The following is a 26,386-nucleotide window of genomic DNA, read 5'->3' as shown; positions in this document are numbered from 1 at the left end:
TCGTGTCACTCCGCCGCAAGCGCCGGGCCGGTCGCGCGCGCCTTGGCAAGGGCCGAGCATTCGGCCATCACCACCGAGGCCCGCGCGATCGGGTTGGTCAGGAAGAAGTCGCTGACCGCCGGGCGGAAGCTGGCCGCGCCCATGTCGCGAAGCGCGACCGGGGTCCAGCCATTCGCCGGCACGGTGTCGACCTGGGCGAGATGCGGCACCGCCGCGATCAGCGCCTTGCGCAGGCCGGCAAGCGCGTTCCACGGCTGCGTCCGGCCAAGCTCGGCCGAGAGCGCGCGCAGGATCGCCCAGTTTTCCTTCGCCTCGCCGGGCGCGAAGCCCGCGCGGAAGGCGAGCTGCGGCCGGCCCTCGGTGTTGACGAAGAGGCCGTTTTCCTCGGTGTAGGCGGCGCCCGGCAGGATCACGTCGGCGCGGTTCGCGCCGCGATCGCCGTGGCTGCCCTGATAGATCACGAACGGGCCGCCTTCCGAACGCGGGGTGATTTCCACCTCGTCGGCGCCGAGGTTGTAGATCACCTCCACGCCCTCGACCGCGGCCAGAAGCCCGCCCTCGGTCACCGCGCCCACGTCCATCGCGCCGACGCGACCGGCCGCAGTGTGCAGCGTCATGTACTTGCCGCCGAGCTTCTCGGCGAGCGCCATCGCATGGGCGATCACCGCCTCGCCATCGGCTTCCGAGACAGCGCCCTGCCCGACGATGACGAGCGCACCCTCGGCCGGAGTGGCCTCGGCCAGGGCCTTCGCAAGCGCCGCGCGGTCATTGCCAAGCGCGGTGTAATCATAGGTCAGATCGGCTTCGGGCCCGATCAGCGAGACCGTCGCGCCATGCGACCAGGCCTTGCGGATGCGCGCGTTCAGCACCGGCGCCTCGTTGCGCGGGTTGGTGCCGATCAGCACGATCTGCTTGGCATTGTCGATATCCGCGATCGCGGCATTGCCGACATAGGCCGAGCGGTTGCCCACCGGCAGACGCGCGCCATCGGTGCGGCACTCGACCGAACCGCCAAGGCCCTCGACCAGCTGCTTGAGCGCGAAGGCCGCCTCGACCGGGGCGAGATCGCCCACCAGGCCGAGCACCTTCTTGCCGGTCATCGCCGCGGCGGCAGCGGCCAGCGCCTCGCCCCAGCCTGCCTTGCGCAGCTTGCCGTTCTCGCGGATGTAGGGCGTGTCAAGCCGCTGCCGGCGCAGACCGTCCCAGATGAAGCGGGTCTTGTCCGAGATCCATTCCTCGTTCACCGCGTCGTTGTTGCGCGGCAGGATGCGCATCACTTCGCGGCCCTTGGTGTCGATGCGGATGTTCGAGCCGAGCGCGTCCATCACGTCGATCGATTCCGTCTTCGTCAGCTCCCAGGGGCGGGCGGTGAAGGCATAGGGCTTCGAGGTCAGCGCACCGACCGGGCACAGGTCGATGATGTTGCCCTGCAGGTTGCTGTCGAGCGTCAGGTTCAGATAGCTGGTGATCTCGCTGTCCTCGCCGCGCCCGGTCTGGCCCATCTGGGTGATGCCGGCGACCTCGGAGGTGAAGCGCACGCAGCGGGTGCAGCTGATGCAGCGGGTCATGCAGGTCTTCACCAGCGGCCCGAGGTTCAGGTCTTCGGAGGCGCGCTTCGCCTCCCGGTAGCGGCTGAAGTCCACCCCGTAAGCCATTGCCTGGTCTTGCAGATCGCATTCGCCGCCCTGGTCGCAGATCGGGCAGTCGAGCGGGTGGTTGATGAGCAGGAACTCCATCACCCCTTCGCGCGCCTTCTTCACCATCGGCGAGTTGGTCTTGATCACCGAGGGCTCGCCGTTCGGGCCCGGGCGCAGGTCCTTGACCTGCATCGCGCACGACGCGGTGGGCTTCGGCGGGCCGCCGACGACCTCGACAAGGCACATGCGGCAGTTGCCCGCGATCGACAGCCGCTCGTGATAGCAGAAGCGCGGCACCTCGATCCCGGCCTGCTCGCAAGCCTGGATGATCGTCAGGTTCGGATCAACCTCGACCTCATGGCCGTCGATGATGATTTTGCGCGTATTCGACATGTGTCTGATCCGTCACTTGGCTCGGGCGCGGAGGCCCGCGCGTTGAATGGTGGTCGGGGCCGTCATGCGCAGCCCCCCGGGAAGATCCAGGCGCCATCCCGGAAATTGTCCTCGGTGCCGGTGACGGCCCCGTTCGCGCCACAGAAGGAATTGGCCGCGCGTTTCGCCTCGGCCCCGTCGGAGTTGGTGAAGGGCGTGCCCGCGCGCTTCACGATCAGCTCCCCGCCCTGCCCCTTCAGCGCCGTATAGCCGGCCATCGCCTTGGGTTCAGTGCTGACAGGAGCGACACTGCCGGGGCCGACAGGCGGGGTACAGGCGGCAAGCGCAGCAAGAGCAACGAAGGGCAGGATAGCGCGCATCAAATGCCCACCTTCCTGCTTCGCATTGAGCACCAGCGCGTCAACAGCAGCAACGGCGTGCCAAACACCGCAATCGGGAAATAAAGCAACACCACCCATGCAAGAGGCGTCGCCACGAGCATGAGGGCAAACGCGGAAAACATGGGAAGCAATGCAAGATAGTTGCCCCAGTCGTCATACCCTGCGCGACCGTAGGCGCGCGCATAAAGCGCGGTCAGAACCGCGCCTCCAGCGCCCAGCACGATCATCACCAAGATTGCGACTGCCATACCCAAGTTCGTTTACTCCGCCGCCATCGCGCCCATGCGCCCGGTCTTGCGGGCCTTGATGCGGTCCTCGATCTCTTCGCGGTAATGCCGGATCAGGCCCTGGATCGGCCAGGCAGCGGCATCGCCGAGCGCACAGATGGTGTGGCCCTCGACCTGCTTCGTCACGTTGAAGAGCATGTCGATTTCCTCGATCTCGGCCTCGCCGGTGACCAGGCGGTCCATCACCCGCATCATCCAGCCGGTGCCTTCGCGGCAGGGCGTGCACTGGCCGCAGCTCTCGTGCTTGAAGAACTTCGCCAGACGCCAGATCGCCTTGATGATGTCGGTCTGCTGATCCATCACGATCATGCAGGCGGTGCCGAAGCTCGACTTCAGCTCGCGCATGCCGTCGTAATCCATGATCGCATCTTCGCACAGCGCCGCCGGCAGCACCGGGCACGAGGCGCCGCCCGGAATGACCGCCTTCAGGTTTTTCCAGCCGCCGCGCACGCCACCGCCATGCTTCTCGATCAGTTCCTTCATCGAGATCGACATCGATTCCTCGATGACGCAGGGGGTGTTGATGTGGCCCGACATCGCGAACAGCTTGACGCCGGTGTTGTTCGGGCGGCCGAACGAGGCATACCAGTCCGCACCGCGGCGCAGGATGGTCGGCACGACGGCGATCGACTCGACGTTGTTCACCGTGGTCGGGCAGCCGTAAAGGCCCGAGCCCGCCGGGAACGGCGGCTTCATCCGCGGCATCCCCTTCTTGCCCTCGAGGCTTTCGAGCAGCGCGGTTTCCTCGCCGCAGATATAGGCGCCGGCGCCGTGGTGCAGGTAGACGTCATAATCGAAGCCCGACTTGCAGGCGTTCTTGCCGATCAGCCCCGCCTCGTAGCATTCGTCGATCGCCTGCTGCAGCGCTTCCTTCTCGCGGATGTATTCGCCGCGGATGTAGATATAGGCGGCGCTCGCGCCCATGGCGCAGCCGGCGATCAGCGCGCCCTCGATCAGCGTGTGCGGATCGTGGCGCATGATCTCGCGGTCCTTGCAGGTCGCGGGTTCGGATTCGTCGGCGTTGATGACGAGGAACGAGGGGCGGCCGTCCGACTGCTTCGGCATGAAGGACCATTTCAGCCCGGTCGGGAAGCCCGCACCACCGCGCCCGCGCAGGCCCGAGGCCTTCACCTGCTCGATGATCCAGTCGCGGCCATTGGCCAGGATGTTCGCCGTGCCGTCCCAGTGGCCGCGCATCATCGCGCCTTTCAGGGAGCGGTCGTGCATCCCGTAAAGGTTGGTAAAGATCCGGTCCTGATCTTTCAGCATGTCACTTCCCTCAGTTGCACGGCCACCGGTGTCCCGGCCCCCGTTGCGCCCGAACCGGCGCGAAATCCCTTGTCGCCGCGGGCCGAAGCCTCAGCGGTCCTTGCCCGTCGCGGCAGCGGAAGGCGCGATCCCTTCCCCGTCCGCCGTCCTCTTCTCCGCCGCGGCCCGCGCCCGTTCGAGCGCCGCCGGCGGCAGGGCGAAGCGGCGGTCGAGCCCGTCGCAAAAGCCCCAGACGAAGACCGCCCCCGCAAGCAGGAAGGCGATCAGGCCGAGAAAGAGCGCCGCGCCAGGTCCGTGCGCCGGCTGGACGAGAAGGCCGGTGCCGAGGCCCGTGATCGCGCCCCATGTCCATGCCCTGATCCTGCAGCCCGCCTCGAACCCGCTCATCGTCTCCTTCCGGCCCTTGCGCCGTCTTCAGGGCCCCCGGCTGTGCCGCCGCGGGCCCCGCGTCTCATTCCGTCGCGGCCTTCGCCGCCTTCTCTGCGGCCACCTGCTGCACGGCCGACTTCGGCCGTTCGGTGCCCATCATGCCGATCGGCGCGCGCTGGCCCGACATCTGCCACGGCGCGCGCAGCGCCACTTCGGTGCCGTCGATGCGCTTGATCGTGTCGCCGATCGAGACCGCAAGGCCCACGGTGGCGTTGTATTCCTCGCGGTCGCCCTTGCTGTCGAGCAGCGCGACCTGCTCGCCCGCCCGTTCCGACGAGAACCGGCCGGTCTGCGAACCGGGGCGCGGGGTCTGGCCGGCGGCCATGGTGTCGATCAGCTTCGCGAGGCTCTCTTCGCTGAGATCCTCGTAATAGTCCTTGCCGATCGCCGCCATCGGCGCGTTCGCGCAGGCGCCGAGGCATTCGACCTCTTCCCAGCTGAACTTGCCGTCCTTCGAGAGTTCAAAGGCATGCGGTGCGATCTTTTCCTTGCAGACCCTGATCAGGTCCTCGGCGCCGCAGATCATGCACGACGTCGTGCCGCAGACCTGGATATGGGCGACCGAGCCCACCGGAGCGAGCTGGAACATGAAGTAGAAGGTCGCGACCTCGAGCGCGCGGATATAGGGCATGCCCAGCATGTCCGCGACATATTCGATCGCCGGTTTCGACAGCCACCCCTCCTGTTCCTGCGCGCGGAACAGCAGCGGAATGATCGCCGAGGCCTGACGGCCCACCGGATACTTGGTGATCTGCGCCTCGGCCCAGGCGAGGTTCGCGGGCGTGAACTCAAACGCAGCGGGCTGCTCGTGATGAAGACGACGGAGCATTAGCGGTCAACCTCCCCGAACACGATATCGAGCGTGCCGATGATGGCCGAAACATCGGCGAGTTGGTGGCCACGGGAGATCTCATCCATCGACTGCAGATGCGAGAAGCCCGGGGCGCGGATCTTGGCGCGGTAGGGTTTGTTGGTGCCATCCGACACCAGGAAGACGCCGAATTCGCCCTTCGGCGCCTCGACGGCGGCGTAAACCTCGCCGGCCGGGACGTGGAAGCCCTCGGTGTAGAGCTTGAAGTGGTGGATCAGGCTTTCCATGTTGCGCTTCATGTCGCCGCGCTTCGGCGGGGTCATCTTGCCGCGCGCCAGCACGTCGCCCAGGTTCTCGGGCAGGCGCAGCTTGGCAATCGCCTGAAGGATGATCTTGGTCGACTCGCGCATCTCGGCCATGCGGACGAGGTAGCGGTCATAGCAGTCGCCGTTCTTGCCGACGCAGACCTTGAAGTCGAACTCGTCATAGCACTCGTAGGGCTGGCTGCGGCGCAGGTCCCAGGCAAAGCCCGAGCCGCGCACCATCACGCCGGTATAGCCCCAGTCCGAGATTTCCTTCTCGGTGATGATCGCGATGTCGACGTTGCGCTGCTTGAAGATCCGGTTCTCGGTCAGCAGCCCGTCAATGTCGTCGAGCTTCTGCGGGAATGCCTGCGCCCAGGTCTCGATATCGTCGAGCAGCGCCGGCGGCAGATCCTGATGGACGCCACCGGGCCGGAAGTAGTTCGAGTGCAGCCGCGCCCCGCAGGCCCGCTCGTAGAAGATCATCAGCTTCTCGCGCTCCTCGAAGCCCCACAGCGGCGGGGTCAGCGCGCCGACGTCCATCGCCTGCGTGGTGACGTTCAGCAGGTGGTTCAGGATACGGCCGATTTCCGAGTAGAGCACGCGGATCAGCTGCGCCCGCCGCGGCACCTCGGTGCCGGTCAGCCGCTCGATCGCGAGACACCAGGCATGTTCCTGGTTCATCGGCGCGACATAGTCGAGACGGTCGAAATAGGGCAGGTTCTGCAGGTAGGTGCGGCTTTCCATCAGCTTCTCGGTGCCGCGGTGCAGCAGGCCGATATGCGGGTCCGCGCGCTCGACGATCTCGCCGTCAAGCTCCAGCACCATGCGCAGCACGCCGTGCGCGGCAGGGTGCTGCGGGCCGAAGTTGATGTTGAAGTTGCGGATGCGCTGTTCGCCCGTCAGCACATCGTGCGAGCCGTCATCGTAGGAATTCTGCCGGATGTCGCCGTCCATGGTCCAACCTCTGTCTTGTCCTGTCCGCCGGGCCACGGGAGCCCGACGCGAGGATCAGCCCTGCTTCTCGTCGCCGGGCAGAATGTAATGCGCGCCTTCCCAGGGAGAGAGGAAGTCGAATTGCCGATATTCCTGCACCAGCTTCACCGGCTCGTAGACGACGCGCTTGAGCACCTCGTCATAGCGCACCTCGACATAGCCCGTGGTCGGGAAGTCCTTGCGCAGCGGGTGACCGCGGAAGCCATAGTCGGTGAGGATGCGGCGCAGGTCCGGGTGGTCCGAGAACAGGATGCCATACATGTCGAACACTTCGCGCTCGCACCAGTTGGCGTTCGGGAAGGCCTCGACGATCGACGGGCACATCTCGTCCTCGCGCAGCGCCGCCTTCACGCGGATGCGCTGGTTGCGCCACATCGACAGGAACAGCCAGACCATGTCGAAACGCGCCGGGCGTTCCGGCCAGTCGATGGCGGTCAGCTCGATCAGCGTCGAGAAGCGGCAGCTCGGATCGTCGCGCAGGAATTCCACGAACTCGAGGATCGAGCCGGGCGTGACGGTGACACAGAGCTCGCCAAAGGCGATCTCGGTCTTCAGCACATCGGCCGAGCGCTTGTGCTCGATGTGGGCGGCCAGTTCCTTCAGGGCTTCGTCGCTCATTCTTCTCTCCCCCTCAGCGGACCAGCGTGCCGGTGCGGCGGATCTTCCGCTGCAGCTGCAAGATACCGTAGAGCAGCGCCTCGGCCGAGGGCGGGCAGCCCGGCACGTAGATGTCGACCGGCACGATCCGGTCGCAACCGCGCACCACCGAGTAGCTGTAGTGGTAGTAGCCGCCGCCGTTCGCGCAGGACCCCATCGAGATCACATAGCGCGGCTCCGGCATCTGGTCATAGACCTTGCGCAGCGCCGGCGCCATCTTGTTCGTCAGCGTGCCCGCGACGATCATCACGTCGGACTGGCGCGGCGAGGCGCGCGGCGCGGTGCCGAAGCGTTCGAGGTCATAGCGCGGCATCGAAACCTGCATCATCTCGACGGCGCAGCAGGCCAGACCGAAGGTCATCCAGTGCAGCGAGCCGTTGCGCGCCCAGTTGATCAGGTCTTCGGTCGAGGTCAGCAGGAAACCCTTGTCCTGCAGTTCCTTGTTCAGGGCCTGGGTCGCGGCTTCCTTGTCGGCCCCCGCGGTGTTGGCAGAAGTCATCACGCCCATTCCAGCGCCCCTTTCTTCCATTCATAGGCAAAGCCCACGGTCAGCACGCCGAGGAACACCATCATCGACCAGAAGCCCACCATGCTCAGCGAGCCGAAGGCCACCGCCCAGGGGAACAGGAAGGCCACTTCGAGGTCGAAGATGATGAACAGGATCGAGACGAGGTAGAAGCGCACATCGAACTTCATGCGCGCGTCGTCGAAGGCGTTGAAGCCGCATTCATAGGCCGAGACCTTTTCCGGGTCCGGGTTGCGCACGGCCAGCACGACCGCGGCGAGGATCAGGACAAGCCCGAGCACGATGGCCAATGCAAGGAAGATGAGGATGGGAAGGTATTCACGCAGCATGTCGTGCACTGGTTGGCTCCCTTGTGACGCGACCGAGTGTCGCGCAGGTTCCGGCTGAGCGAGCAATATCGCCGCCTCCCCGCCGGGTCAACCGAGAGGCACCGCTTTCCGGTCCGAAAAGTTCATTTGGTATACCGATGCACACCGCTTCGGCAGCGACCGGGTTCGTGCCGCGACGGCAATAAGGCAAGGGCCCGCACGTCGAGGCGCGCGGGCCCGAAGCCCCGGCAATTCCGAGAGAATCCCTCGGGTCTGGCGCCCGGTCAGGCGCTCCAGCCGGGTTTGCGCCGGTCGAAGAAGGCGGCGATTCCCTCGCCCGCCTCGGCGGTTTCCCAACGGGCGACGAGGGCGGCGATGGTCGCCTCCTGCACCGCGGCCTCAATCGGCGGGGCAAGCATCCGGATCAGCGCCTTGGCATCGGCGACGGCACCGGGCGCACAGCTCAGATAGGGCACGACCTCGGCCTCGACCGCGGCGTCGAGGTCCTCCGGCGCGACGACGCGGGCCAGAAGGTTCAGCGCCTCGGCCTCGGCCGCCCCGAAGAGCCGTGCCGACATGAAGACGCGGCGCGCCTTCGCCGGGCCCATGCGGGCGACGACATAGGGCGAGATCGTCGCCGGCGTCAGGCCAAGCCGGGTCTCGGTCAGGCCAAAGCGGGCGCCGGTCACGCCGACCGCCACGTCGCACACCGACATCATGCCGATGCCGCCGCCGAAGGCGTTGCCCTGCACCCGGCCGATCACCGGCTTCGGGCAACGGTCGAGCGCGCTGAGCATGGCCGCCAGCCGGCGCGCCCCCGCGGCGCGCTCCTCGGCGCTGGCGTTCATCTGCGCCTGCATCCATTTCAGATCGCCGCCGGCGCAGAAGCTCTCGCCTTCGGCCGCAAGCACCACCACCCGCACCGCGGGATCGGCGCCAAGCGCACCGATCGCGGCGGTGATCTCGTCCATCATCTGCGCCGACAGCGCGTTGTGCTTTTCGGCGCGCGCCAGCCACAGATGCGCGACACCGCGCGCGTCCACCCCGGTCCGGATCGTCTCGGTCATTCCCCCTGCCCTCTCATTGCCCGCGCAAGCTCTGCCGCCGCGCCGATCACCTCCATGTCGAGCCCGGTCTCATAGCCGCGCCCGGCAAGCCAGGCCGCCACCTTCTCGGTTGCGACATTGCCCTTGGCGCCCGGCGCATAGGGGCAACCGCCAAGCCCGCCCACCGCGGCATCGAAGACCCGCAGCCCGGCGGCGAGCGCCGCCTCGATATTTTCCAGCGCCCGGCCCGCAGTGTCGTGGAAATGGCCCGCCAGACGGTCCGCCGGCATCTCCTCGAGCACCGCATCCAGCATCGCCGCCACGGTCTCGGCCCGGCCCTGCCCGATGGTGTCGCCCAGACTGATCTCGTAACAGCCCATCTCGCGCAGCGCCGCGACGACGCGGGCAACCGCCTCGGGCGGGGTCGGCCCGTCATAGGGGCAATCGGTGACGACCGAGACATAGCCGCGCACCGGCATGCCGTCGGCCTGCGCCGCCTGCATCACCGCGCGGAAACGATCAAGGCTCTCGGCGATCGAACAGTTCAGGTTCGCGCGCGAAAACCCCTCCGAGGCCGAGGCGAAGATCGCCACCTCGTCCGCCCGCGCCGCCCGCGCCCCCTCATAGCCCTTCAGGTTCGGGGTAAGCGCGGCATAGCGCACGCCCGGCGCGCGGGCGATGCCGGCCAGCACCTGCGCCCCGTCGGCCATCTGCGGCACCCATTTCGGGCTGACGAAAGAGGCAACCTCGATCCGGCGGAACCCCGCCCGGCTCAGGCAATCGACCAGCGCGATCTTCTCCGCCGTCGGGATCAGCCGCTTTTCGTTCTGCAGCCCGTCACGCGGGGCCATCTCGAAGATCTCAACCGTCTCAGCCATCGTTCAGCTCGTAGAAATCCCGGGTGTAGATCGCGCTTGCCCCGCCCTTCGCCACCGCGCGGCGATAGGCCGGGCGCGCCTTGCAGCACTCGGCCCAGACCGCGAGCGACGGGAAGGCCTCGGGGCGGACGAAGCGAAACATCGCCTCGAGGTTGAAGCCGAACATCACATCGGCGGCCGAGAAGCCGTCAAGCAGCCAGTCCCGGCCGGCAAGATGCGTCTCCATCGCCTTCATCGTCACCTCGAGCCGCTTCGTGTCGAGCGTCGTCAGCACCGCCGAACGCGCGCTTTCGGGGCGCAGGAAGATGTGGTGAATGTTCAGGTTCTGTAAGATGTTCGCCTGCGTTTCGGCGAAATGCAGCCATTGCAGGAAATCGGCGCGCTCTGCCGTTCCCGGACGCGGCGCAAGCCGGCCGCGGGTCTCGGTCAGATATTCGACGATCGCCCCCGACTCGAAGATCACCCGCCCGTCGATCTCGAGCGCCGGGATCCGCCCGGCGGGCGAGAGGGCGCGGAACTCGGGGCTGCGCAGGCCGCCGTCGGTGAGCGACCAGATCTTCAGCTCGGCCACCTCGCCGAGCTCCTCGAGCAGCCACAGCACGCGGAACGAGCGCGCCCCCGGAACGTGATGCAGGCGGATCATGCCGCCTCCTCCACGCCCTCGTCGGCAAGCCGGATCAGCGCCGCGCCGGCCTCGACCTGCGCGCCCGCCTCGACCAGCACTTCGGCCACGGTGCCGGCGCGGGCGGCGAGCATCGTGTGCTCCATCTTCATCGCCTCGAGCACGGCAAGCCGGTCGCCCTCCGCCACCGCCTGCCCGGCCGCGACGAAGACCGCCTTCACCAGCCCCGGCATCGGCGCAAGCGTCAGCCCCGAGGCCGGCCCTTCCGAGCGGCGCGCGAGCGGATCGGGCCGGGAAAAGCGATAGGCGGCGCCCATGAAGACGGTGACCTCGTCGGCGCCGACATGGAACCGCGCGCCGGTCTTCGCGCCCTCGACCCACCAGCCGTCGGCGCGCAACACGCAGTCCTGCGCGTCGCCCGCCACCGTCACCGTGACCCGCCCGGGCCCGGTCACGGCAAGCTGTGCCGGCTCCTCGAAGGGCGCGGCGCGGACGAGCGGCGCCCAGAGGCTGAAGCCCGGCCCCGTCCCCTCGGCCAGCCCCGCGGCTGCAATCACCGCCAGCGCACGCGCCGCCGCGGGCGGGTCGGTGGCGGCGGTGAGCGCGTCGATCTCGCGCCCGATCAGCCCGGTGTCGACATCGCCCGCGGCAAAGCCCGGATGGCGGGCCAGCGCACCGAGAAAACCGAGATTCGTCACCGTGCCCGCAACCTCGGTCTGTTCCAGCGCGCGGGCAAGCTGCGCCAGCGCCACCGCGCGCGTCGGGCCATGCGTCACCACCTTGGCGATCATCGGGTCATACCAGGGGCTGATCGTGTCGCCCGCGCGCACGCCGGTCTCGATCCGCGCCGCGCCGAAGCTGAGGTGAGCAAGGGTGCCGGTCGCCGGCAGGAAGCCCGCCGGCACGTCCTCGGCGTAAAGCCGGGCCTCGAAGGCGTGGCCGGTGATCGTCAGCTCATCCTGTCGCAGCGGCAAGGGCTCGCCCGCGGCGACGCGCAGCTGCCATTCGACCAGATCGACGCCGGTGATCGCCTCGGTCACCGGATGCTCGACCTGAAGGCGGGTGTTCATCTCCATGAACCAGAAGCGGTCCTCGCGCAGCCCCTCGGAGGCATCGACGATGAACTCGATCGTGCCGGCGCCGCTGTAGCCGATCGCCTCGGCCGCGCGCACGGCCGCCTGCCCCATCGCGGCGCGCATCGCGGGCGTCATGCCGGGCGCCGGGGCCTCCTCGATCACCTTCTGATGGCGGCGCTGCAGCGAGCAGTCGCGCTCGAAAAGATGCACCGCCGAGGTGCCGTCGCCGAAGACCTGCACCTCGATGTGGCGCGGCTTCTCGACGTATTTCTCGATCAGCACCGCGGGATTGCCGAAGGCGGTGAGCGCCTCACCCTGCGCCGAGGCCAGCGCGGCGGCGAAATCGGCGGGCCGGTCGACGCGGCGCATGCCCTTGCCGCCGCCGCCCGCGACCGCCTTGATCAGCACCGGATAGCCCACCGCCTCGGCCGCACCCGCCAGATGCTCGGGGTCCTGGTTCGCGCCGTGATAGCCCGGCACGACCGGCACCCCCGCCTCCGCCATCAGCGCCTTCGCCGCATCCTTGAGCCCCATCGCCCGGATCGCATCGCCCGAGGGACCGATGAAGACCAGCCCCGCCGCTTCGACCGCATCGACGAAATCGGGGTTTTCCGAGAGAAACCCATAGCCCGGGTGGATCGCCTCGGCCCCGGTGGCCCGCGCCGCGGCGATGATCGCCGCGCCGCGCAGGTAGCTGTCACGCGGCGCCGGGCCGCCGATCAGCACGGCCTCGTCGGCCATCGCGACATGGCGCGCGCCGGCGTCCGCCTCCGAATAGACGGCAACGGTCGCCACGCCCATGCGGCGCGCGGTGTCGATGACGCGACAGGCGATCTCGCCGCGGTTGGCGATCAGGATCTTGCGAAACATCGGCTCCTCCCAAGCTTGGATGTCGGAGGGGGCTCTGCCCCCGCTCCTGCGGAGCCCCCCGAGGTATTTCGGGCAAGATGAATGCGATCTCACCTTGCTCCAAATACCTCCGCCGGAGGCATTGAAGTCACATGCGGAACAGGCCGAAGCGCGTCGGCTCGACCGGGGCGCAGAGGCTCGCCTGCAGGCTGAGCGAGAGCACCTGACGGGTCTTGCGCGGATCGACCACGCCGTCGTCCCACAGCCGCGCCGAGGCATAGAGCGGGTGGCTTTGGCGCTCGAACATCTCGATCGTCGGGCGCTTGAACGCGGCCTCTTCCTCGGCCGACCAGCTGCCGCCCTTGCGCTCGATCCCGTCGCGGCGCACGGTGGCAAGCACCCCTGCCGCCTGCTCGCCGCCCATCACCGAGATCCGGGAATTGGGCCAGCTCCACAGGAAGCGCGGCGAATAGGCGCGCCCCGCCATGCCGTAATTGCCGGCGCCGAAGCTGCCGCCGACCAGCATGGTGATCTTCGGCACCGAGGTGGTCGCGACGGCGGTCACCATCTTCGCCCCGTGGCGCGCGATGCCCTCGTTCTCGTATTTGCGGCCGACCATGAAGCCGGTGATGTTCTGCAGGAAGATCAACGGAATGCCGCGCTGCGAGCAGAGTTCGATGAAATGCGCAGCCTTTTGGGCGGCCTCGCTGAAGAGCACGCCGTTGTTCGCGACGATGCCCACCGGGCAGCCATCAAGATGGGCGAAGCCGGTGACGATCGTCTCGCCGAAGCGCGCCTTGAACTCGTCGAAGCGGCTGCCGTCGACCACCCGCGCGATCACCTCGCGGATGTCGTAGGGGGTGCGCAGATCGGCCGGCACCGCGCCGAGGATCTCCTCGGGGTCATAGGCCGGGGGCTCGGGCGATTGCCATTGCACCGTCGTGGGTTTCGCGCGGTTGAGGTTGCCGACCGCGCGGCGGGCAAGCGCCAGCGCATGGGCGTCATCCTCTGCGAGGTAATCGGCCACGCCCGAAAGCCGGGTGTGCACATCACCGCCGCCGAGGTCTTCGGCGGTGACCACCTCGCCCGTCGCCGCCTTCACCAGCGGCGGGCCGGCGAGGAAGATCGTGCCCTGCTCCTTCACGATGATCGTCACATCGGACATCGCCGGCACATAGGCGCCGCCCGCGGTGCAGCTGCCCATCACCACCGCAATCTGCGCGATGCCCTTCGCCGACATCCGCGCCTGATTGTAGAAGATCCGCCCGAAATGGTCGCGGTCGGGGAAGACCTCGTCCTGATTGGGCAGGTTCGCGCCGCCAGAGTCGACCAGATAGACGCAGGGCAGATTGCAGTCCTCGGCGATCTCCTGCGCGCGCAGGTGCTTCTTCACCGTCATCGGGTAATAGGTGCCGCCCTTCACCGTGGCGTCGTTCGCCACGACCATCACCTCGAGCCCCATCACCCGGCCAATGCCGGCGATGACGCCCGCGCCCGGCGCGGCGCCGTCATACATGCCATGCGCCGCCGTCGCGCCGATCTCGAGGAAGGGCGAGCCGGGGTCGAGCAGCCCCGCCACCCGCTCGCGCGGGGCCATCTTGCCGCGCGCGACATGGCGTGCCGTCGCCTCGGCCCCGCCCCCGGCGGCCGCGGCTTCGGCCGCCGCGCGCACGGTTTCGAGCATTTCGACATGGGCCGCGCGGTTGGCGCGGAAGCCCTCGGAGGAGGGCAGGACGGAGGAGGTCAGCTTCATTCCTGTGCCTTCTTGTCTCGCAACTGCGCCGCGCGCGCGGCGGTCATTTCCATCACGCAATTCGCCCCGACGATCCGGCTGGCCGAGGCATCGCCCCAGCGCGCGACCTCGAGCCCGCATTCGGCATCGCGATAGGCGATCCAGGCGCGCTGTGCGGCGAGCAGCTTGTCACTCAGCCCCGGCGCCGTCAGCTCGGCGCGGCGGGCCTTGTATTCGGTGTTGAGCAGATCGTCCCAGACCTGGGTCTCGGCCCCGATGCAGGCGACGATCGCGATCGTCGTGTCCCCCGCCGCGGCGGTGCAGCCCTGCGCCGCCTGGCCAAGGCAGCTCGGCCCGCCGGCGTAGGGATTATAATCGGCAAAGCAGGCGCGCACCGTGTCCTCGAGCCCCTCGGTCGCCGACGGCGGCAGATCCTGCGCGGCGGCAAGGGCGGGGCTCAGGGCAAGAACGGCGGCAAGGATCGGACGCATCAGGCTTTCTCCATGATTTCACGTCCGATCAGCATACGGCGGATTTCCGAGGTGCCGGCGCCGATTTCCATCAGCTTCGCATCGCGGAAGAGCCGCGAAACCACCGAGTCATTGAGGAAGCCGGCGCCGCCGAGGGCCTGCACCGCCTGATGCGCCTGCACCATCGCCTGTTCGGATGCGTAAAGCACCGTCGCGGCGGCATCCTGACGCGTGACCTGCCCCTTGTCGCAGGCCTTCGCCACCTCGTAGACATAGGCGCGGGCGGTGTTCATCGCGACATACATGTCGGCGATCTTCGCCTGCATCAGCTGGAAATTCCCGATCGGCTGGCCGAACTGCTGGCGCTCCTTGGCATAGGGCACCACCTCGTCAAGGCAGGCCGCCATGATGCCCGTCCCGATGCCCGAGAGCACCACCCGCTCGTAATCGAGCCCCGACATCAGCACCCGCACGCCGCGGCCCTCGGCGCCCAGAACGTTCTCGAACGGCACCTCGCACTCCTCGAAGAAGAGCTGCGCCGTGTTCGAGCCGCGCATGCCGAGCTTGTCGAAATGCTTCGAGGTCGAGAACCCCTTGAACCCCTTCTCGACGATGAAGGCGGTGATGCCCTTCGAGCCCGCCGCGGGGTCGGTCTTGGCATAGACGACGAGGGTGTCGGCGTCGGGACCGTTGGTGATCCAGTACTTGTGGCCATTGAGCACATAGTAGCCGTCGCGCTTCTCGGCCCGCAGCTTCATGCCGACGACATCCGAGCCGGCGCCCGATTCCGACATCGCCAGCGCGCCGACCTTGGCGCCCGAGACGAGATCGGGCAGGTATTTCGCCTTCTGCTCGGGCGAGCCGTTCAGCTTCAGCTGGTTCACGCACAGGTTCGAATGCGCGCCGTAGGACAGCGAGATCGAGGCGGAAACGCGCGCGATCTCCTCGGTGGCGATGACATGGGCAAGATAGCCCATCCCCGAACCGCCGTATTCCTCGGGCACGGTGATGCCGAGCAGGCCAAGCGCGCCCATCTCGGCCCAGAGCTCGGCCGGAAAGACGTTGTCGCGATCGACGGCGGCGGCGATCGGCGCCAGCCGCTCCTGCGCCCAGCTGTGCACCATCTCGCGCAGCGCATTGACGTCCTCGCCCAGGTCGAACTGCATGGAACCTGCGAACATCGGCCTCCCCTCCGGTTATTGAACACTCGTTCATTTATGAGGAGGCGGTGATTCGCGTCAAGCCCCCGCGACGCTGCGTCTCACCGCCCGGGCCTTGCCGAGCGCGCGTCGCAGGCGTTCAACGGGAACGGGTCAGGACGGAGGAGATCGCGATGATGACGGCACTGGCGGCGGCGCTCGTCCTGGGGCTTGCGCCCGATCCGGCGAAGGGCACGTTGCGCGCCATGCCCCGGCTGGCACAATCGTGGTCCTGCAGCCCGCACAAGACCTGTTCGAAGACCATTGAAAGCTGCGAGGAGGCCTATTGGCTGCTCGAGAATTGCTCCTGGGGCGGCAAGCTCGACCGCGACCACGACGGCGTGCCCTGCGAGAACCTCTGCCCCGGCGGCTGAACCGGTTGCGCCCCCGCCCCCGCGCCCCCATCTTCGGGAAAACCAAGGAGGTTTCCATGCGTGCCCTGACCGCCGCCCTGATTGCCGCCACCCTGATAGGCCGCGCCGCCACCCCCGCCCTCGCCGAGGAGGTCGGCCGCGTCGGCGTCGACTGGACCGGCAACGACATCGTCATCGAGGCGATCGAGGACCCGAAGGTGCAGGGCGTGACCTGCCACGTCTCCTATTTCGACCGCTCGATCTTCGACCGGCTGAAACAGGGCAACTGGTTCGAGGACCCGTCGAACGCCTCGATCGCCTGCCGCCAGACCGGGCCGATCACGCTCGGCGATATTGCGCGCGGGCCGAAGGGGGAAAAGGTGTTCTCCGAAAGCCGCTCGCTGATCTTCAAGAGCCTGCGGGTGACGCGCATCTATGACGAGGATCACCAGACGCTGATCTATCTGACCCATGCGAACCAGGTGGTCGAGGGCTCGGCGAAGATGTCGATCTCGACGGTGCCGCTCTACGGCGCGAAATGACGGCACAGGCAGGGGGCGCTGCCCCCTGACCCCCGGGATATTTCAGGCAATTGGAAGCAGAACACCGCGCTCGTCTTCCAATCGCCGCCAAATATCCCGGGGGTGAGGCCGGAGGCCGAGGGGGCAGCGCCCCCTGCCCGGCGCGTCACTGGCGAAGCAGCCGGGCCTCGGCCGCATCGGCCTGCGCCCAGGTCGCGACGCCTTGGGTGATCGCCTGCGCCATCTGTGCCTGCCACGCCGGATCGAGCAGGCGCTGGCGATCGGCCTCGGACGACAGGAAGCCAAGCTCGATCAGCAGCGAGGGGATATCGGGCGATTTCAGCACCGAGAAATCGGCCGTCTGCACCGGATGCTTGTGCATGCGCAGATGCGCCGACTTGATCGCCCCGGCGATCACCTGACTTGCGCGCAGCGCGCGCGGCTGGGTTTCGGTGCGGGCAAGATCCATCAGCACGCCCGCCACCGCATCGTCATGGCCGTCGAGATCGACGCCGGCCAGCAGATCGGCGCGGTCATGTCGTTCGGCCAGCTTCTGCGAGGCTTCGTCCGAGGCCCTGTCATCAAGCAGATAGACGGTCGAGCCGGTGGCGTCGCCCTCGGACAGCGCATCGGCGTGAAGCGACAGGAACAGGTCCGCCCCCGCCGCCCGCGCCACGGTGATCCGGGTTTCGAGCGGCACGAAGACGTCCTCCTCGCGGGTCAGGATGACCTGCATGCCCGCCCGCGTCATCGCCTCCTTCAGCACCCGCGCGAAGGTCAGGGTCAGCACCGCTTCCTTCAGGTTGTCGGCCTCGGCGCCCGGGTCGATGCCGCCGTGGCCGGGGTCGAGCACCACCCTCAGCGGCGCCTGCCCGTCCTGGCGGCGATGCGGCGGCTCGGTCGCGGCGGGCTGCGGCAGGTCCCACAGCGCCGAAGAGGGCGCGCCGGCGCGGGCGGCGAAATCCTCGGCGGCAACGGGAGAAAGCCGCAGCACGACGCGCGGCGCCTCGCCGGTCTGCTCGACCGCGGTGTCGATCCGCGCCGGGCCCGTCAGATCGGCGACGAGCCGCGACCAGCCGGGGCGGAACCGGCCCCAGCGGACAGCGCCGATCAGCCCCTGATCCGAGAGCGCCTCGGCCCGGCCGGCAGAGAAATCGACCTCGCGGAAATCGACGACGAGGCGCGGCGGGGCGTCGAGCAGGAAGGCGCGGAACGGCACTGCCTGACTGAGGCCGAGCGCGACCTGGGTCGCCCCCCCCGAGGTGGTGACCGCGCTGCGCGCCGGCTCGAGCCGGGCGAGTGCCGAAAGCCCGGTTTCCTGCGCCGTGGCAAGCCCCGCGAGCCCGAGCCAGAGCGCCGCGAAAAGCCGAAGGATGCGTGTCATGCCTGCTCCGTTTTTCGGGCGACTATAGCGCGGGCGGGGGCGGGGCGAAACCGCTCAGCGCGCCGCCATGAAGGCGGTGAGGCGGGCGAGCCCCTCCTCGATCTCGGCGGTGCCCTGCGCGTAGGAGAAGCGCAGCGTGCGGTGGCCGCGCGCCGGGTCGAAGTCGAGCCCCGGGGTGACGGCGACGCCGGCCTTGTCGAGGATCTCGGCGGCGAAGGCGCGGCTGTCATCGGTCAGATCCGAGACATCGGCATAGATGTAGAAGGCGCCGTCGGGCGGCGCGATCTTGGTGAAGCCCGCCTTCGGCAGGCCGTCGAGCATCAGCCGGCGGTTCGCGGCATAGACGGCGCGGTTCGCCTCGAGCTCGTCGATCGCGCCAAGGGCGGCCAGCGCCGCCACCTGGCTTGCGTGCGGCGGGCAGATGAACATGTTCTGCGCCAGCCGCTCAACGGTGCGGACGTGATCCTCGGGCACCACCATCCAGCCGACGCGCCAGCCCGTCATCGAGAAGTATTTCGAGAAGGAGTTGATCACATAGGCCTCGTCCGAGACCTCGAGCGCGCTGACCGCGCGGCCCTCGTAATCGAGGCCGTGATAGATCTCGTCGGAGACGAAGGCGATGTCGCGCGCCGCCGCAGCCTGCATCAGCGCCGCGAGTTCCGGCTTGCCGAGCATCGTGCCCGAGGGGTTGCCGGGCGAGGCGACGATCAGCCCCTGCACGTTCTCGGGGAGGTCGGCCGGCACCGGCTGATAGCGGTTCTCGGGGCGCGTCGGCATGCCGACAGGCGTCACCGACATCGCGCGCAGGATCTGGCGATAGCTCGGATAGCCCGGCTCGCCGAGCGCGACGCGGTCGCCCGCATCGAAGAGCGCCGAGAAGGCGAGCAGGAAGGCGCCCGAGGAGCCCGCGGTGACGATCACCCGGCCGGGGTCGAGATCGACGCCGTACCAGCGCGCATAAAGCGCTGCGATGCCCGCGCGCAGCTCGGGCAGGCCGAGCGCCACGGTATAGCCGAGCGGGTTCTCATCGAGTGCCGCGGCAAGCGCCTTGCGCGCCGCAGCGGGCGCCGGCGTCGAGGGCTGGCCCACCTCCATGTGGATGATGCGCCGGCCCGCGGCCTCGGCGGCGCGGGCGGCCTCCATCACGTCCATCACAATGAAGGGATCGACCTGACCACGGGTTGAGAAGCGCATGTCCCTGCTCCATCCTGAAAATCCTTGACGGGCGATAGGACGGCCCGGGCCCGGGGTCAATGGCCGGCGCCCCGGGGCCCGCCCTCTCCCCCTTGCGTCCGCGCGCCCGATTGGCCAGTGTGGCCGCGACCCGCCCCGCCTTCCCCGGGGAGATACAAAGGATGATCCGATGACCCGCACGCTGCTGTCCGCCCTTGCCCTCTCCACGGCGCTTGCCGCACCGGCAGGCGCGCTTGATCTGTCGAAGATGTCGACCGAGGAGAAGGCCGCCTTCGGCGAGGCGGTGAAGGACTATCTGATGCAGAACCCCGAGGTTCTGGTCGAGGCGATCAACGTGCTCGAGGAACGTCAGCAGGCGGCCGCGGTCGAGAACGACAAGACCCTCGTCGACACCAATGCCAAGGACATCTTCGAGGATGGCTTCAGCTGGATCGGCGGCAATCCGCAGGGCGACGTGACCATCGTCGAATTCATGGATTACAAGTGCACCTACTGCAAGAAGGCCTTCCCCGAGGTCGAGGACCTGCTCAAGAAGGATGGCAACATCCGCCTGATCGTGAAGGAATTCCCGATCCTGAGCCAGCAGTCGGAACTGGGCGCGCGCTTTGCGGTGGCGACGAAGCAGGTGGCGGGCGATGCGGCCTACAAGACCGTGCATGACGCGCTGATCGGGATGCGCGGCGACATCAGCCTCGAGGGGCTGAAGCGTCTGGCCGCGGACAACAAATTCGACGCCGACGCGATCATCAAGAAGATGAACACCGAGGAGGTGACGGCGGTGCTGCGTGCCAACCACCAGCTCGCCGAGCGGATGAACATCTCGGGCACGCCGACCTTCATCATCGGCAACGAGATGCTGCGCGGCTATGCCCCCGAGGAGGCGATGGCGAAGATCGTCGCCGAGCAGCGCGGCTGAGGAGCGCAGAGGGGGGCGCTGCCCCCCGCCCGTGTCCCGGGCTCCCCCCGGGATATTTGATGCGATTGGAAGCGACGGGGGCGGCACCGCATCGACGGGCCGCCCCCATTTTCCTTGGCAGGGCCGCGCAGTGATCCGCCGCGGGATGCCGGCCGTCAGGCACTGCAGGATGCGCCCCCGCCCCGCGCCCGGCTGCCGGCGTTCACTGTGCGGCTTCGGCCGCCTGTGCCTCGGCCTCGAGCCGCGCCGCACGTTCCTCGACAAGGCGCACGATCTCGTCGACCATCTGTTCGTTCGACAGCTTGTGGCTCTGCTTGCCGGCCATGTAGACCATGCCCGCCCCCGCGCCGCCGCCGGTGAAGCCGATGTCGGTCATCAGCGCCTCGCCGGGGCCGTTCACCACGCAGCCGATGATGCTGAGGCTCATCGGGGTCTTGATGTGGTCAAGCCGCTTTTCGAGGATCTCGACGGTCCTGATCACGTCGAAGCCCTGCCGCGCGCAGCTCGGGCAGGAGATGATCTGCACGCCGCGGGTGCGCAGGCCAAGCGACTTCAGGATCTCGAAACCGACCTTCACCTCCTCGACCGGATCGGCCGAGAGGCTGACGCGGATCGTGTCGCCGATCCCCATCCACAGCAGGTTGCCAAGCCCGATCGCCGATTTCACCGTGCCGGCGATCATCCCGCCCGCCTCGGTGATGCCAAGGTGAATGGGCGCGTCGGTCGCCTCGGCGAGGCCCTGATAGGCAGCGGCCGCAAGGAACACGTCCGAGGCCTTCACCGAGACCTTGTACTCGCGGAAATCATTGTCCTCGAGGATGCGGATATGTTCGAGCGCGCTTTCGACCATCGCGTCGGGGCACGGCTCGCCGTATTTCTCGAGCAGGTGCTTTTCGAGCGAGCCCGCATTCACCCCGATCCGGATCGAACAGCCATGGTCCTTCGCGGCGCGGATCACCTCCCTGACCCGGCGCTCATCGCCGATGTTGCCGGGGTTGATGCGCAGGCAGGCGGCGCCGGCCTCGGCGGCCTCGATCGCGCGGCGATAGTGGAAATGGATGTCGGCGACGATCGGCACCGGGCTTTCGCGGCAGATCTCCTTCAGCGCCCGAGTCGAGGCCTCGTCGGGCGTCGAGACGCGGACGATGTCGGCGCCGACCTCGGCCGCGCGCAGCACCTGGTCGAGCGTGGCCTTCACGTCGGAGGTGTCGGTGTTGGTCATCGTCTGCACCGAGATCGGCGCATCGCCGCCCACCGGGACCTTGCCCACCATGATCTGCCGCGATCTGCGGCGTTCGATGTTGCGCCAGGGACGGACGGGATTGAGCGACATGTCGGGCCTCCGATTGCTGCCCCAGACATAGAGCGGCCGCTGCCCGAGGGCAACGGCCGAAGGGATTTCGCGATCTGCGCGGCGCTTACTCGCCCGCCTGCTCCGCGGCAGCGGGCACCAGGGCGCTCGCATCGGCAACAGCGGTCATCTTCGCCAGATCGCCATCCGCGGTGATGTCGGCCACGGCGTATCTCTGATCGAGCGCCTCGGGCGAGAGCACGATGTTCTTCGTCACCTCGCCACGCTTGCCCACCGGGCCATGCGCGATGCCGTTCACCGCGAAATAGATCGCCCCCGACTCGCCCGCGCGCATCACCGGCGGCTCCTCGAGCTTCGGCACGGCGTAGCGCTCGCCCGCGTCCATCACCTTCTCGAACAGCACCGAGCCGTCGGCCGCCGAGATCCGCACCCAGGAGGGACGGACCGCCAGCACCTCGACCGCGGGCACATCGGCGCCAAGCGTGCGCACCACGGCGCCGTCGGGGCCCGGCTGCGCGGGCGTTGCCGCCGCCATCTGCACGCCCTGCCCCGGCTGGCTCTGGGCAACAGCGGCCTGGGCCGGGGCGATGCCGGTGCCCGGCAGCACACCGACCTGATTCGGGTCGATCGCGGCAATCGGGCCGTCGCGGGCGATCAGCACCGGCACATCGAGCGTCTGCGGCCGGTAGATCCGGTCGAGCGCCTCGGGCGACGGGGCGGAGGGCGGCACGTCATTGCCGGCGGTCTGCACCGGGGTCACCGATTGCAGCGGGTCGATCTCGGCCACCACGCCCGGGGTCTGGTCGACCGGGGCGAGATGCACGCGCTGCACTTCCTGCAGCACGGTCCAGCCGCCATAGCCGATACCGCCGGCAACCAGCGCCAGAACCAGCACCGAGCCCACGGCGCGCGGTTCGATCTTGGTCCAGAATGCCTCGGTCTTCGGCACGAAGGTGGCGTTCGGATTGGCCAGCGCCTCGGCCACATCGGCCGGGCGGCGCTGCGGTTTCGGGCCGGAAGCGGCGGCGGCCATGCCATGCGTCGGCTGGAAGCCCGCCTCGGCGCAGAAGCGGCGAAAGGCCCAGTCCGGATCGAGCCCGAGATAGCGCGCATAGGAGCGCACATAGCCCGCGATGAAGGAGGGCGTCTCGAAGGCCGCGACATCGCCGCTTTCGATCGCCGCGATATAGGCCGCCTTGATGCGCAGCTCGCGCTGCACGTCAAGAAGCGACTTGGCGAGCGTCGCGCGCTCGCCCCGCATCACGTCGCCAAGCCGCAGTTCGAAGTCGTCGAAGCCTTTCGGCTTGTCCTCTTCCTGCGTCGAAGGAGCAATCCTCCGCCCGATCATGTGCCCGATCCTGCCTTCAAGTTCCTGAGTTTCTCGAATCGCGATCCCCGTCCGCGATTCATGGTCATTTCCTATCACAAGGCGGAGAGCCGTGCACACGCAGAAAATGCCTCAGGCACTCGCCTCAGCGCGATTCAGCGCACAACGCGACCACAGCATGTCCATCCCGCGCACAAGGTGGTCGATCTGCTGCAGATCGTGCACCGGCGAGGGGGTGAAGCGCAGCCGCTCGGTGCCCCGCGGCACGGTCGGGAAGTTGATCGGCTGCACGTAGACGCCGAATTCCTCGAGCAGCATGTCCGACAGCGCCTTGGTGTGCTTGGGATCGCCGATCACCACCGGCACGATGTGGCTGCCATGGTCGATGATCGGCATGCCGAGCGCTTTCAGCCGCATCTTCAGGATCTTGGCATGCAGCTGCTGCTTGTCGCGCAGCGCCTGCCCGGCCGCGGTCTTGAGGAAGGCGATCGAGGCGGCCGCGCCCGCGGCGATCACCGGCGGCAGCGAGGTGGTGAAGATGAAGCCCGGCGCATAGGAGCGCAGCGCGTCCATCATCTTCGCCGAGCCCGCGACATAGCCGCCGAAGACGCCAAAGGCCTTGCCGAGCGTGCCGTTGAAGATGTCGATGCGGCCCATCTCGCCCAGCTTCTCGGCGATGCCGGCGCCGCGCGGGCCATACATGCCGACCGCGTGCACCTCGTCGAGATAGGTCAGCGCGTTGAACTCGGCGGCAAGGTCGCAGATCTCGGTGATCTTGCCGAAATCGCCGTCCATCGAATAGACCGATTCAAAGGCGATAAGCTTTGGCGCCGCCGGATCGTCGGCCGCCAGCAGCTCGCGCAGATGCGCGACGTCGTTGTGGCGGAAGATCCGCTTCGGCCCGGCATTGCGCTTGATCCCCTCGATCATCGAGGCATGGTTGAGCGCGTCCGAATAGATGATCAGGCCCGGAAACAGCACCCGCAGGGTCGAGAGCGTCGCGTCATTGGCGATATAGGCCGAGGAGAAGACCAGCGCCGCTTCCTTCTGATGCAGGTCCGCAAGCTCCGCCTCGAGCTGCTTGTGATAGACCGTCGTGCCCGAGATGTTGCGCGTGCCGCCCGAGCCGGCGCCGGTGGCATCGAGCGCCTCGTGCATCGCCGCAAGCACCACCGGGTGCTGGCCCATGCCGAGATAATCGTTGCCGCACCAGATGGTGATCTCTTTCTTCGAGCCGTCGGGGCGCGTCCACATCGCCTTCGGGAAGGCGCCCTTTTCACGCTCGATGTCGATGAAGACCCGGTAGCGGCCCTCGTCGTGCAGCTTCTGGATCGCCTGATCGAGCGCGAGATCGTAGTCCATTTCCGTTTCCCTTGCCTGGTTCGCTGGGTCTGCCTTAGCGGCCTGTATCGCGTGGCCGCATTGATAGAGGTCAAACGGCCCGGATGGGAGTGAAAAATTGTCGCGCACCCTGCCCCGCCCGGCCAAGCCAGACCAAAGGTGCAGATGCCGCCGCCTCTGCCGGGGCGCACTGGACAGCGCCGCCCCCGGTGCTAGGGTGCGCCGATACAGGAGGCACGCATGACCATTGACGCCGTTCTCACCCGCATTGACGCAGAGCTGCCGCAGGCGATCGACCGCCTGATGGAGCTTCTGCGCATCCCCTCGATCTCGACCGATCCGGCCTGGAAGGGCGATTGCGCCCGCGCCGCGGACTGGCTGGTCAACGAATTGAATTCGCTCGGTTTCAAGGCCGAGACCCGGGCCACCCCGGGGCATCCGATGGTGGTGGCGCGGCACGAGGGCCCGGGGCCGCATCTGCTGTTCTACGGCCATTATGACGTGCAGCCCGTCGACCCGCTGAACCTGTGGAAGCGCGAGCCCTTCGACCCCGCGATCGAGGAAACCGCGAACGGTCCGGTGATCCGCGGCCGCGGCTCCTCGGACGACAAGGGCCAGCTGATGACCTTCCTCGAGGCCTGCCGCGCTTACAAGGACGTGAACGGCACCCTGCCCGGCAACCTGACGATCTTCTTCGAGGGCGAAGAGGAATCGGGCTCGCCCTCGCTCATCCCCTTCCTGCACGCGCACAAGGACGAGCTCGCCTGCGACCTTGCGCTCATTTGCGACACCTCGATGGTCTCGCCCGGCGTGCCCTCGATCGCCGGTCAGCTGCGCGGCATGCTGAAGGAAGAGTTCACCCTGCACGGCCCGCGCATCGACCTGCATTCGGGCCATTACGGCGGCCCGGCGCTGAACCCGCTGCGCGAGATCTCGAAGCTGATCGCCGGCTTCCACGACGAGGACGGCCGCGTTGCGGTCGAAGGCTTCTACGAGGGCGTGCACGAGGTCCCCGACGAGCTGAAACGGCAGTGGGAAAATTGCGGCTTCGACGAGGCTGAGTATCTCGCCCATGCCGGCATGACCGTCGCCCATGGCGAAAAGGGCTATTCGACGCTCGAACAGCAATGGGCGCGTCCGACGCTCGAGATCAACGGGCTCTGGGGCGGCTATCAGGGCGCAGGCTCGAAAACCGTGATCCCGGCCGAGGCGCATTGCAAGATCACCTGCCGGCTGGTGGGCGAGATGGACCCGGCGAAGGTCCGCGCCGCGGTGCGCCGCCATGTCGAGGCGCATCTGCCCGTCGACGCGCGCGTCACCTGGGACAGCGATCTCGACGGTGCGCCGGCCGCGGTGATGAACACCGCCCGGCCCGAGTTCGAGGCGGCGCGCCAGGCGCTGTCGGACGAGTGGAACCGCGAGGCGGTGATCGTCGGCATGGGCGGCTCGATCCCGATCGCCTATTACTTCAAGTCGATCCTCGGCATGGACGCGATGCTGATCGGCTATGCCAATGACGACGACGCGATCCATTCGCCGAACGAGAAATACGACGTGAAATCGTTCCACAAGGGCATCCGCAGCTGGGCCCGCGTGCTCGACCGCATCGCGAAATAAGCAAAAGGGGCGGAGGCCACGCGGTCTCCGCCCCGACACAGGGCCTCAGCCCTTGACGGCGACGAGCGCCGTGGCCTCGTTCACCTTGCCCTTCTGTTCCCAGGTGACGGCGACCTTCTCGCCGACCTTGAACGCCTTCAGCTTGACCGTCTTCGGCATGCTGTAGGTGCTGCCATCCGACAGCGTGACGGAATGCGCTTTCTTGTCGATCGACGTGATCGTGCCGTCGGTCGTGGTCGCCCCCGCGGCCATGGCAAGCGAGGCCGAGCCGAGCGCGAGAGCGGTGACGACGGGAAGAAGGATGGAACGCATGATCTGCTCCGTGAAGCCGGCCCCCTGGTGTGGCGGGCCGGTGGGACGAAACCTTCATGGCCGGTCGCGTCAATGGCACGGCGCCACCCGACAGACCCAGGCTTCGGGAAACAGATTAGCCCCCGACCGGCCCTGCCGGCAGGGGGGGCCTCGCCATTTGATCGGCCGTGAGCACCCCTGACGAAAGCGATGAATTCCGCGTGATTTCGGTGCGTTGCACGGCATCTCCCGGCTGCACCGCG

The 26,386-nt window shown here is 67.9% G+C and carries 26 protein-coding genes and 1 pseudogene; 4 read left to right on the top strand and 23 right to left on the bottom strand.

Translation table 11 applies throughout. The features are described 5' to 3' along the window. Positions 1 to 5: 5 nt before the first annotated feature. The 17 genes and pseudogenes from nuoG to EOW66_RS04030 form a co-directional block, all read right to left on the bottom strand. Entirely contained in the window at positions 6 to 2,030 is a 2,025-nt protein-coding gene (gene nuoG / locus EOW66_RS04110; RefSeq protein ID WP_128155051.1) for an NADH-quinone oxidoreductase subunit NuoG, read from the bottom strand. A gap of 62 nt (positions 2,031 to 2,092) precedes the next feature. After that, the gene (locus tag EOW66_RS04105) at positions 2,093 to 2,287 is read right to left on the bottom strand and encodes a hypothetical protein (RefSeq protein ID WP_128155049.1); all 195 of its coding nucleotides are present in this window, start codon (positions 2,285 to 2,287) and stop codon (positions 2,093 to 2,095) included. Between the two features lie 101 nt (positions 2,288 to 2,388). Continuing rightward, positions 2,389 to 2,658, bottom strand: coding sequence for a hypothetical protein (locus EOW66_RS04100; RefSeq protein ID WP_128155047.1), 270 nt, complete (start codon positions 2,656 to 2,658; stop codon positions 2,389 to 2,391). Between the two features lie 12 nt (positions 2,659 to 2,670). Then, positions 2,671 to 3,966: an NADH-quinone oxidoreductase subunit NuoF gene (gene nuoF, locus EOW66_RS04095; protein ID WP_113901025.1), complete on the bottom strand. Its 1,296-nt coding sequence runs from the start codon at positions 3,964 to 3,966 to the stop codon at positions 2,671 to 2,673. Between the two features lie 90 nt (positions 3,967 to 4,056). Continuing rightward, positions 4,057 to 4,353, bottom strand: coding sequence for a hypothetical protein (locus EOW66_RS04090; protein ID WP_128155045.1), 297 nt, complete (start codon positions 4,351 to 4,353; stop codon positions 4,057 to 4,059). 73 nt (positions 4,354 to 4,426) lie between these two features. Beyond that, positions 4,427 to 5,224: pseudogene (gene nuoE, locus EOW66_RS04085) on the bottom strand (NADH-quinone oxidoreductase subunit NuoE); the annotation flags it as partial. Further along, entirely contained in the window at positions 5,224 to 6,465 is a 1,242-nt protein-coding gene (locus EOW66_RS04080; protein ID WP_128155042.1) for an NADH-quinone oxidoreductase subunit D, read from the bottom strand. The pseudogene nuoE and the gene EOW66_RS04080, both read right to left, overlap by 1 nt. Before the next feature lie 54 nt (positions 6,466 to 6,519). Beyond that, entirely contained in the window at positions 6,520 to 7,122 is a 603-nt protein-coding gene (locus tag EOW66_RS04075; RefSeq protein ID WP_128155041.1) for an NADH-quinone oxidoreductase subunit C, read from the bottom strand. Between the two features lie 13 nt (positions 7,123 to 7,135). After that, positions 7,136 to 7,669: a NuoB/complex I 20 kDa subunit family protein gene (locus EOW66_RS04070; RefSeq protein ID WP_183077450.1), complete on the bottom strand. Its 534-nt coding sequence runs from the start codon at positions 7,667 to 7,669 to the stop codon at positions 7,136 to 7,138. Further along, positions 7,660 to 8,025: an NADH-quinone oxidoreductase subunit A gene (locus EOW66_RS04065; protein WP_128155039.1), complete on the bottom strand. Its 366-nt coding sequence runs from the start codon at positions 8,023 to 8,025 to the stop codon at positions 7,660 to 7,662. The genes EOW66_RS04070 and EOW66_RS04065 overlap by 10 nt, the downstream gene beginning before the upstream one ends. Before the next feature lie 254 nt (positions 8,026 to 8,279). Continuing rightward, positions 8,280 to 9,062 carry a crotonase/enoyl-CoA hydratase family protein gene (locus tag EOW66_RS04060; protein ID WP_128155038.1) on the bottom strand — a complete coding sequence of 261 codons (783 nt, stop codon included), beginning with the start codon at positions 9,060 to 9,062 and terminating at the stop codon, positions 8,280 to 8,282. Beyond that, positions 9,059 to 9,919: a hydroxymethylglutaryl-CoA lyase gene (locus EOW66_RS04055; RefSeq protein WP_128155036.1), complete on the bottom strand. Its 861-nt coding sequence runs from the start codon at positions 9,917 to 9,919 to the stop codon at positions 9,059 to 9,061. The genes EOW66_RS04060 and EOW66_RS04055 overlap by 4 nt, the downstream gene beginning before the upstream one ends. Further along, on the bottom strand, positions 9,912 to 10,562 hold the full coding sequence (locus EOW66_RS04050) for a glutathione S-transferase family protein (RefSeq protein ID WP_128155035.1): 651 nt from the start codon (positions 10,560 to 10,562) through the stop codon (positions 9,912 to 9,914). Before EOW66_RS04050 ends, EOW66_RS04055 begins: the two co-directional genes overlap by 8 nt. Beyond that, positions 10,559 to 12,487 (bottom strand): ATP-binding protein, encoded by a 1,929-nt coding sequence (locus EOW66_RS04045; RefSeq protein WP_128155033.1) that lies wholly within the window; start codon positions 12,485 to 12,487, stop codon positions 10,559 to 10,561. The genes EOW66_RS04050 and EOW66_RS04045 overlap by 4 nt, the downstream gene beginning before the upstream one ends. A 127-nt stretch (positions 12,488 to 12,614) precedes the next feature. Then, positions 12,615 to 14,219, bottom strand: coding sequence for a carboxyl transferase domain-containing protein (locus EOW66_RS04040; protein WP_128155032.1), 1,605 nt, complete (start codon positions 14,217 to 14,219; stop codon positions 12,615 to 12,617). After that, entirely contained in the window at positions 14,216 to 14,689 is a 474-nt protein-coding gene (locus tag EOW66_RS04035; RefSeq protein WP_128155030.1) for a lysozyme inhibitor LprI family protein, read from the bottom strand. The genes EOW66_RS04040 and EOW66_RS04035 overlap by 4 nt, the downstream gene beginning before the upstream one ends. Further along, entirely contained in the window at positions 14,689 to 15,849 is a 1,161-nt protein-coding gene (locus EOW66_RS04030; RefSeq protein WP_128155028.1) for an isovaleryl-CoA dehydrogenase, read from the bottom strand. The genes EOW66_RS04035 and EOW66_RS04030 overlap by 1 nt, the downstream gene beginning before the upstream one ends. 152 nt (positions 15,850 to 16,001) lie before the next feature. Between EOW66_RS04030 and EOW66_RS04025 the strand changes: the two genes are divergently transcribed. Next, positions 16,002 to 16,241 (top strand): excalibur calcium-binding domain-containing protein, encoded by a 240-nt coding sequence (locus EOW66_RS04025; protein ID WP_128155027.1) that lies wholly within the window; start codon positions 16,002 to 16,004, stop codon positions 16,239 to 16,241. A 56-nt stretch (positions 16,242 to 16,297) separates the two neighbouring features. Continuing rightward, positions 16,298 to 16,762 (top strand): CreA family protein, encoded by a 465-nt coding sequence (locus EOW66_RS04020; protein WP_128155026.1) that lies wholly within the window; start codon positions 16,298 to 16,300, stop codon positions 16,760 to 16,762. A gap of 145 nt (positions 16,763 to 16,907) precedes the next feature. On the opposite strand, the gene EOW66_RS04015 is transcribed toward EOW66_RS04020, so the two are convergent. Together EOW66_RS04015 and EOW66_RS04010 are read right to left on the bottom strand one after the other, a co-directional pair. Then, positions 16,908 to 18,125 (bottom strand): N-acetylmuramoyl-L-alanine amidase, encoded by a 1,218-nt coding sequence (locus EOW66_RS04015; protein ID WP_128155024.1) that lies wholly within the window; start codon positions 18,123 to 18,125, stop codon positions 16,908 to 16,910. Between the two features lie 54 nt (positions 18,126 to 18,179). Next, positions 18,180 to 19,319: a pyridoxal phosphate-dependent aminotransferase gene (locus EOW66_RS04010; protein WP_128155023.1), complete on the bottom strand. Its 1,140-nt coding sequence runs from the start codon at positions 19,317 to 19,319 to the stop codon at positions 18,180 to 18,182. Positions 19,320 to 19,488: 169 nt separating this feature from the next. Between EOW66_RS04010 and EOW66_RS04005 the strand changes: the two genes are divergently transcribed. Further along, positions 19,489 to 20,235, top strand: coding sequence for a DsbA family protein (locus EOW66_RS04005; protein WP_128155021.1), 747 nt, complete (start codon positions 19,489 to 19,491; stop codon positions 20,233 to 20,235). A gap of 202 nt (positions 20,236 to 20,437) precedes the next feature. Here the strand turns inward: EOW66_RS04005 and ispG are convergent, their stop codons facing one another. The 3 genes from ispG to hemA all read right to left on the bottom strand — a co-directional run bounded on the left by ispG (position 20,438) and on the right by hemA (position 24,236). Continuing rightward, positions 20,438 to 21,568 carry a flavodoxin-dependent (E)-4-hydroxy-3-methylbut-2-enyl-diphosphate synthase gene (gene ispG / locus EOW66_RS04000; RefSeq protein ID WP_128155019.1) on the bottom strand — a complete coding sequence of 377 codons (1,131 nt, stop codon included), beginning with the start codon at positions 21,566 to 21,568 and terminating at the stop codon, positions 20,438 to 20,440. Between the two features lie 85 nt (positions 21,569 to 21,653). After that, positions 21,654 to 22,895, bottom strand: a complete 1,242-nt coding sequence (locus EOW66_RS03995) for a helix-turn-helix domain-containing protein (protein WP_128155018.1) — start codon at positions 22,893 to 22,895, stop codon at positions 21,654 to 21,656. Between the two features lie 111 nt (positions 22,896 to 23,006). Further along, a complete protein-coding gene (hemA, locus tag EOW66_RS03990) occupies positions 23,007 to 24,236 on the bottom strand; it encodes a 5-aminolevulinate synthase (RefSeq protein WP_128155017.1) in 1,230 nt (409 codons plus the stop codon). 219 nt (positions 24,237 to 24,455) lie between these two features. Here hemA and EOW66_RS03985 point away from each other — a divergent pair, with 219 nt between their 5' ends. Then, complete coding sequence (locus EOW66_RS03985; protein WP_128155015.1) at positions 24,456 to 25,832, top strand: dipeptidase; 1,377 nt, start codon at positions 24,456 to 24,458, stop codon at positions 25,830 to 25,832. Between the two features lie 45 nt (positions 25,833 to 25,877). Here the strand turns inward: EOW66_RS03985 and EOW66_RS03980 are convergent, their stop codons facing one another. Beyond that, positions 25,878 to 26,144, bottom strand: a complete 267-nt coding sequence (locus tag EOW66_RS03980) for a DUF1344 domain-containing protein (protein WP_128155013.1) — start codon at positions 26,142 to 26,144, stop codon at positions 25,878 to 25,880. Positions 26,145 to 26,386 lie beyond the last annotated feature (242 nt).

The organism is Paenirhodobacter huangdaonensis, assembly GCF_004022465.1.
In the GTDB taxonomy this organism is placed as follows: domain Bacteria; phylum Pseudomonadota; class Alphaproteobacteria; order Rhodobacterales; family Rhodobacteraceae; genus Rhodobacter; species Rhodobacter huangdaonensis.
Note: the sequence above shows the minus strand (reverse complement) of the source record. Positions and strands in the feature narration are given on the sequence as shown.

What these genes read in the sequence shown, in the direction of transcription:
- EOW66_RS03985 (WP_128155015.1), top strand. Translation starts at nt 24,456, where the DNA reads ATGACCATTGACGCCGTTCTCACCCGCATTGACGCAGAGCTGCCGCAG.
- nuoF (WP_113901025.1), bottom strand. Translation starts at nt 3,966, where the DNA reads ATGCTGAAAGATCAGGACCGGATCTTTACCAACCTTTACGGGATGCAC.
- EOW66_RS03995 (WP_128155018.1), bottom strand. Translation starts at nt 22,895, where the DNA reads ATGATCGGGCGGAGGATTGCTCCTTCGACGCAGGAAGAGGACAAGCCG.
- EOW66_RS03980 (WP_128155013.1), bottom strand. Translation starts at nt 26,144, where the DNA reads ATGCGTTCCATCCTTCTTCCCGTCGTCACCGCTCTCGCGCTCGGCTCG.
- EOW66_RS04075 (WP_128155041.1), bottom strand. Translation starts at nt 7,122, where the DNA reads ATGAGCGACGAAGCCCTGAAGGAACTGGCCGCCCACATCGAGCACAAG.
- EOW66_RS04030 (WP_128155028.1), bottom strand. Translation starts at nt 15,849, where the DNA reads ATGTTCGCAGGTTCCATGCAGTTCGACCTGGGCGAGGACGTCAATGCG.
- EOW66_RS04050 (WP_128155035.1), bottom strand. Translation starts at nt 10,562, where the DNA reads ATGATCCGCCTGCATCACGTTCCGGGGGCGCGCTCGTTCCGCGTGCTG.
- EOW66_RS04035 (WP_128155030.1), bottom strand. Translation starts at nt 14,689, where the DNA reads ATGCGTCCGATCCTTGCCGCCGTTCTTGCCCTGAGCCCCGCCCTTGCC.
- EOW66_RS04090 (WP_128155045.1), bottom strand. Translation starts at nt 4,353, where the DNA reads ATGAGCGGGTTCGAGGCGGGCTGCAGGATCAGGGCATGGACATGGGGC.
- EOW66_RS04080 (WP_128155042.1), bottom strand. Translation starts at nt 6,465, where the DNA reads ATGGACGGCGACATCCGGCAGAATTCCTACGATGACGGCTCGCACGAT.
- EOW66_RS04015 (WP_128155024.1), bottom strand. Translation starts at nt 18,125, where the DNA reads ATGACACGCATCCTTCGGCTTTTCGCGGCGCTCTGGCTCGGGCTCGCG.
- nuoG (WP_128155051.1), bottom strand. Translation starts at nt 2,030, where the DNA reads ATGTCGAATACGCGCAAAATCATCATCGACGGCCATGAGGTCGAGGTT.
- EOW66_RS04070 (WP_183077450.1), bottom strand. Translation starts at nt 7,669, where the DNA reads ATGGGCGTGATGACTTCTGCCAACACCGCGGGGGCCGACAAGGAAGCC.
- hemA (WP_128155017.1), bottom strand. Translation starts at nt 24,236, where the DNA reads ATGGACTACGATCTCGCGCTCGATCAGGCGATCCAGAAGCTGCACGAC.
- ispG (WP_128155019.1), bottom strand. Translation starts at nt 21,568, where the DNA reads ATGTCGCTCAATCCCGTCCGTCCCTGGCGCAACATCGAACGCCGCAGA.
- EOW66_RS04105 (WP_128155049.1), bottom strand. Translation starts at nt 2,287, where the DNA reads ATGGCCGGCTATACGGCGCTGAAGGGGCAGGGCGGGGAGCTGATCGTG.
- EOW66_RS04100 (WP_128155047.1), bottom strand. Translation starts at nt 2,658, where the DNA reads ATGGCAGTCGCAATCTTGGTGATGATCGTGCTGGGCGCTGGAGGCGCG.
- EOW66_RS04045 (WP_128155033.1), bottom strand. Translation starts at nt 12,487, where the DNA reads ATGTTTCGCAAGATCCTGATCGCCAACCGCGGCGAGATCGCCTGTCGC.
- EOW66_RS04010 (WP_128155023.1), bottom strand. Translation starts at nt 19,319, where the DNA reads ATGCGCTTCTCAACCCGTGGTCAGGTCGATCCCTTCATTGTGATGGAC.
- EOW66_RS04020 (WP_128155026.1), top strand. Translation starts at nt 16,298, where the DNA reads ATGCGTGCCCTGACCGCCGCCCTGATTGCCGCCACCCTGATAGGCCGC.
- EOW66_RS04040 (WP_128155032.1), bottom strand. Translation starts at nt 14,219, where the DNA reads ATGAAGCTGACCTCCTCCGTCCTGCCCTCCTCCGAGGGCTTCCGCGCC.
- EOW66_RS04060 (WP_128155038.1), bottom strand. Translation starts at nt 9,062, where the DNA reads ATGACCGAGACGATCCGGACCGGGGTGGACGCGCGCGGTGTCGCGCAT.
- EOW66_RS04055 (WP_128155036.1), bottom strand. Translation starts at nt 9,919, where the DNA reads ATGGCTGAGACGGTTGAGATCTTCGAGATGGCCCCGCGTGACGGGCTG.
- EOW66_RS04005 (WP_128155021.1), top strand. Translation starts at nt 19,489, where the DNA reads ATGACCCGCACGCTGCTGTCCGCCCTTGCCCTCTCCACGGCGCTTGCC.
- EOW66_RS04025 (WP_128155027.1), top strand. Translation starts at nt 16,002, where the DNA reads ATGATGACGGCACTGGCGGCGGCGCTCGTCCTGGGGCTTGCGCCCGAT.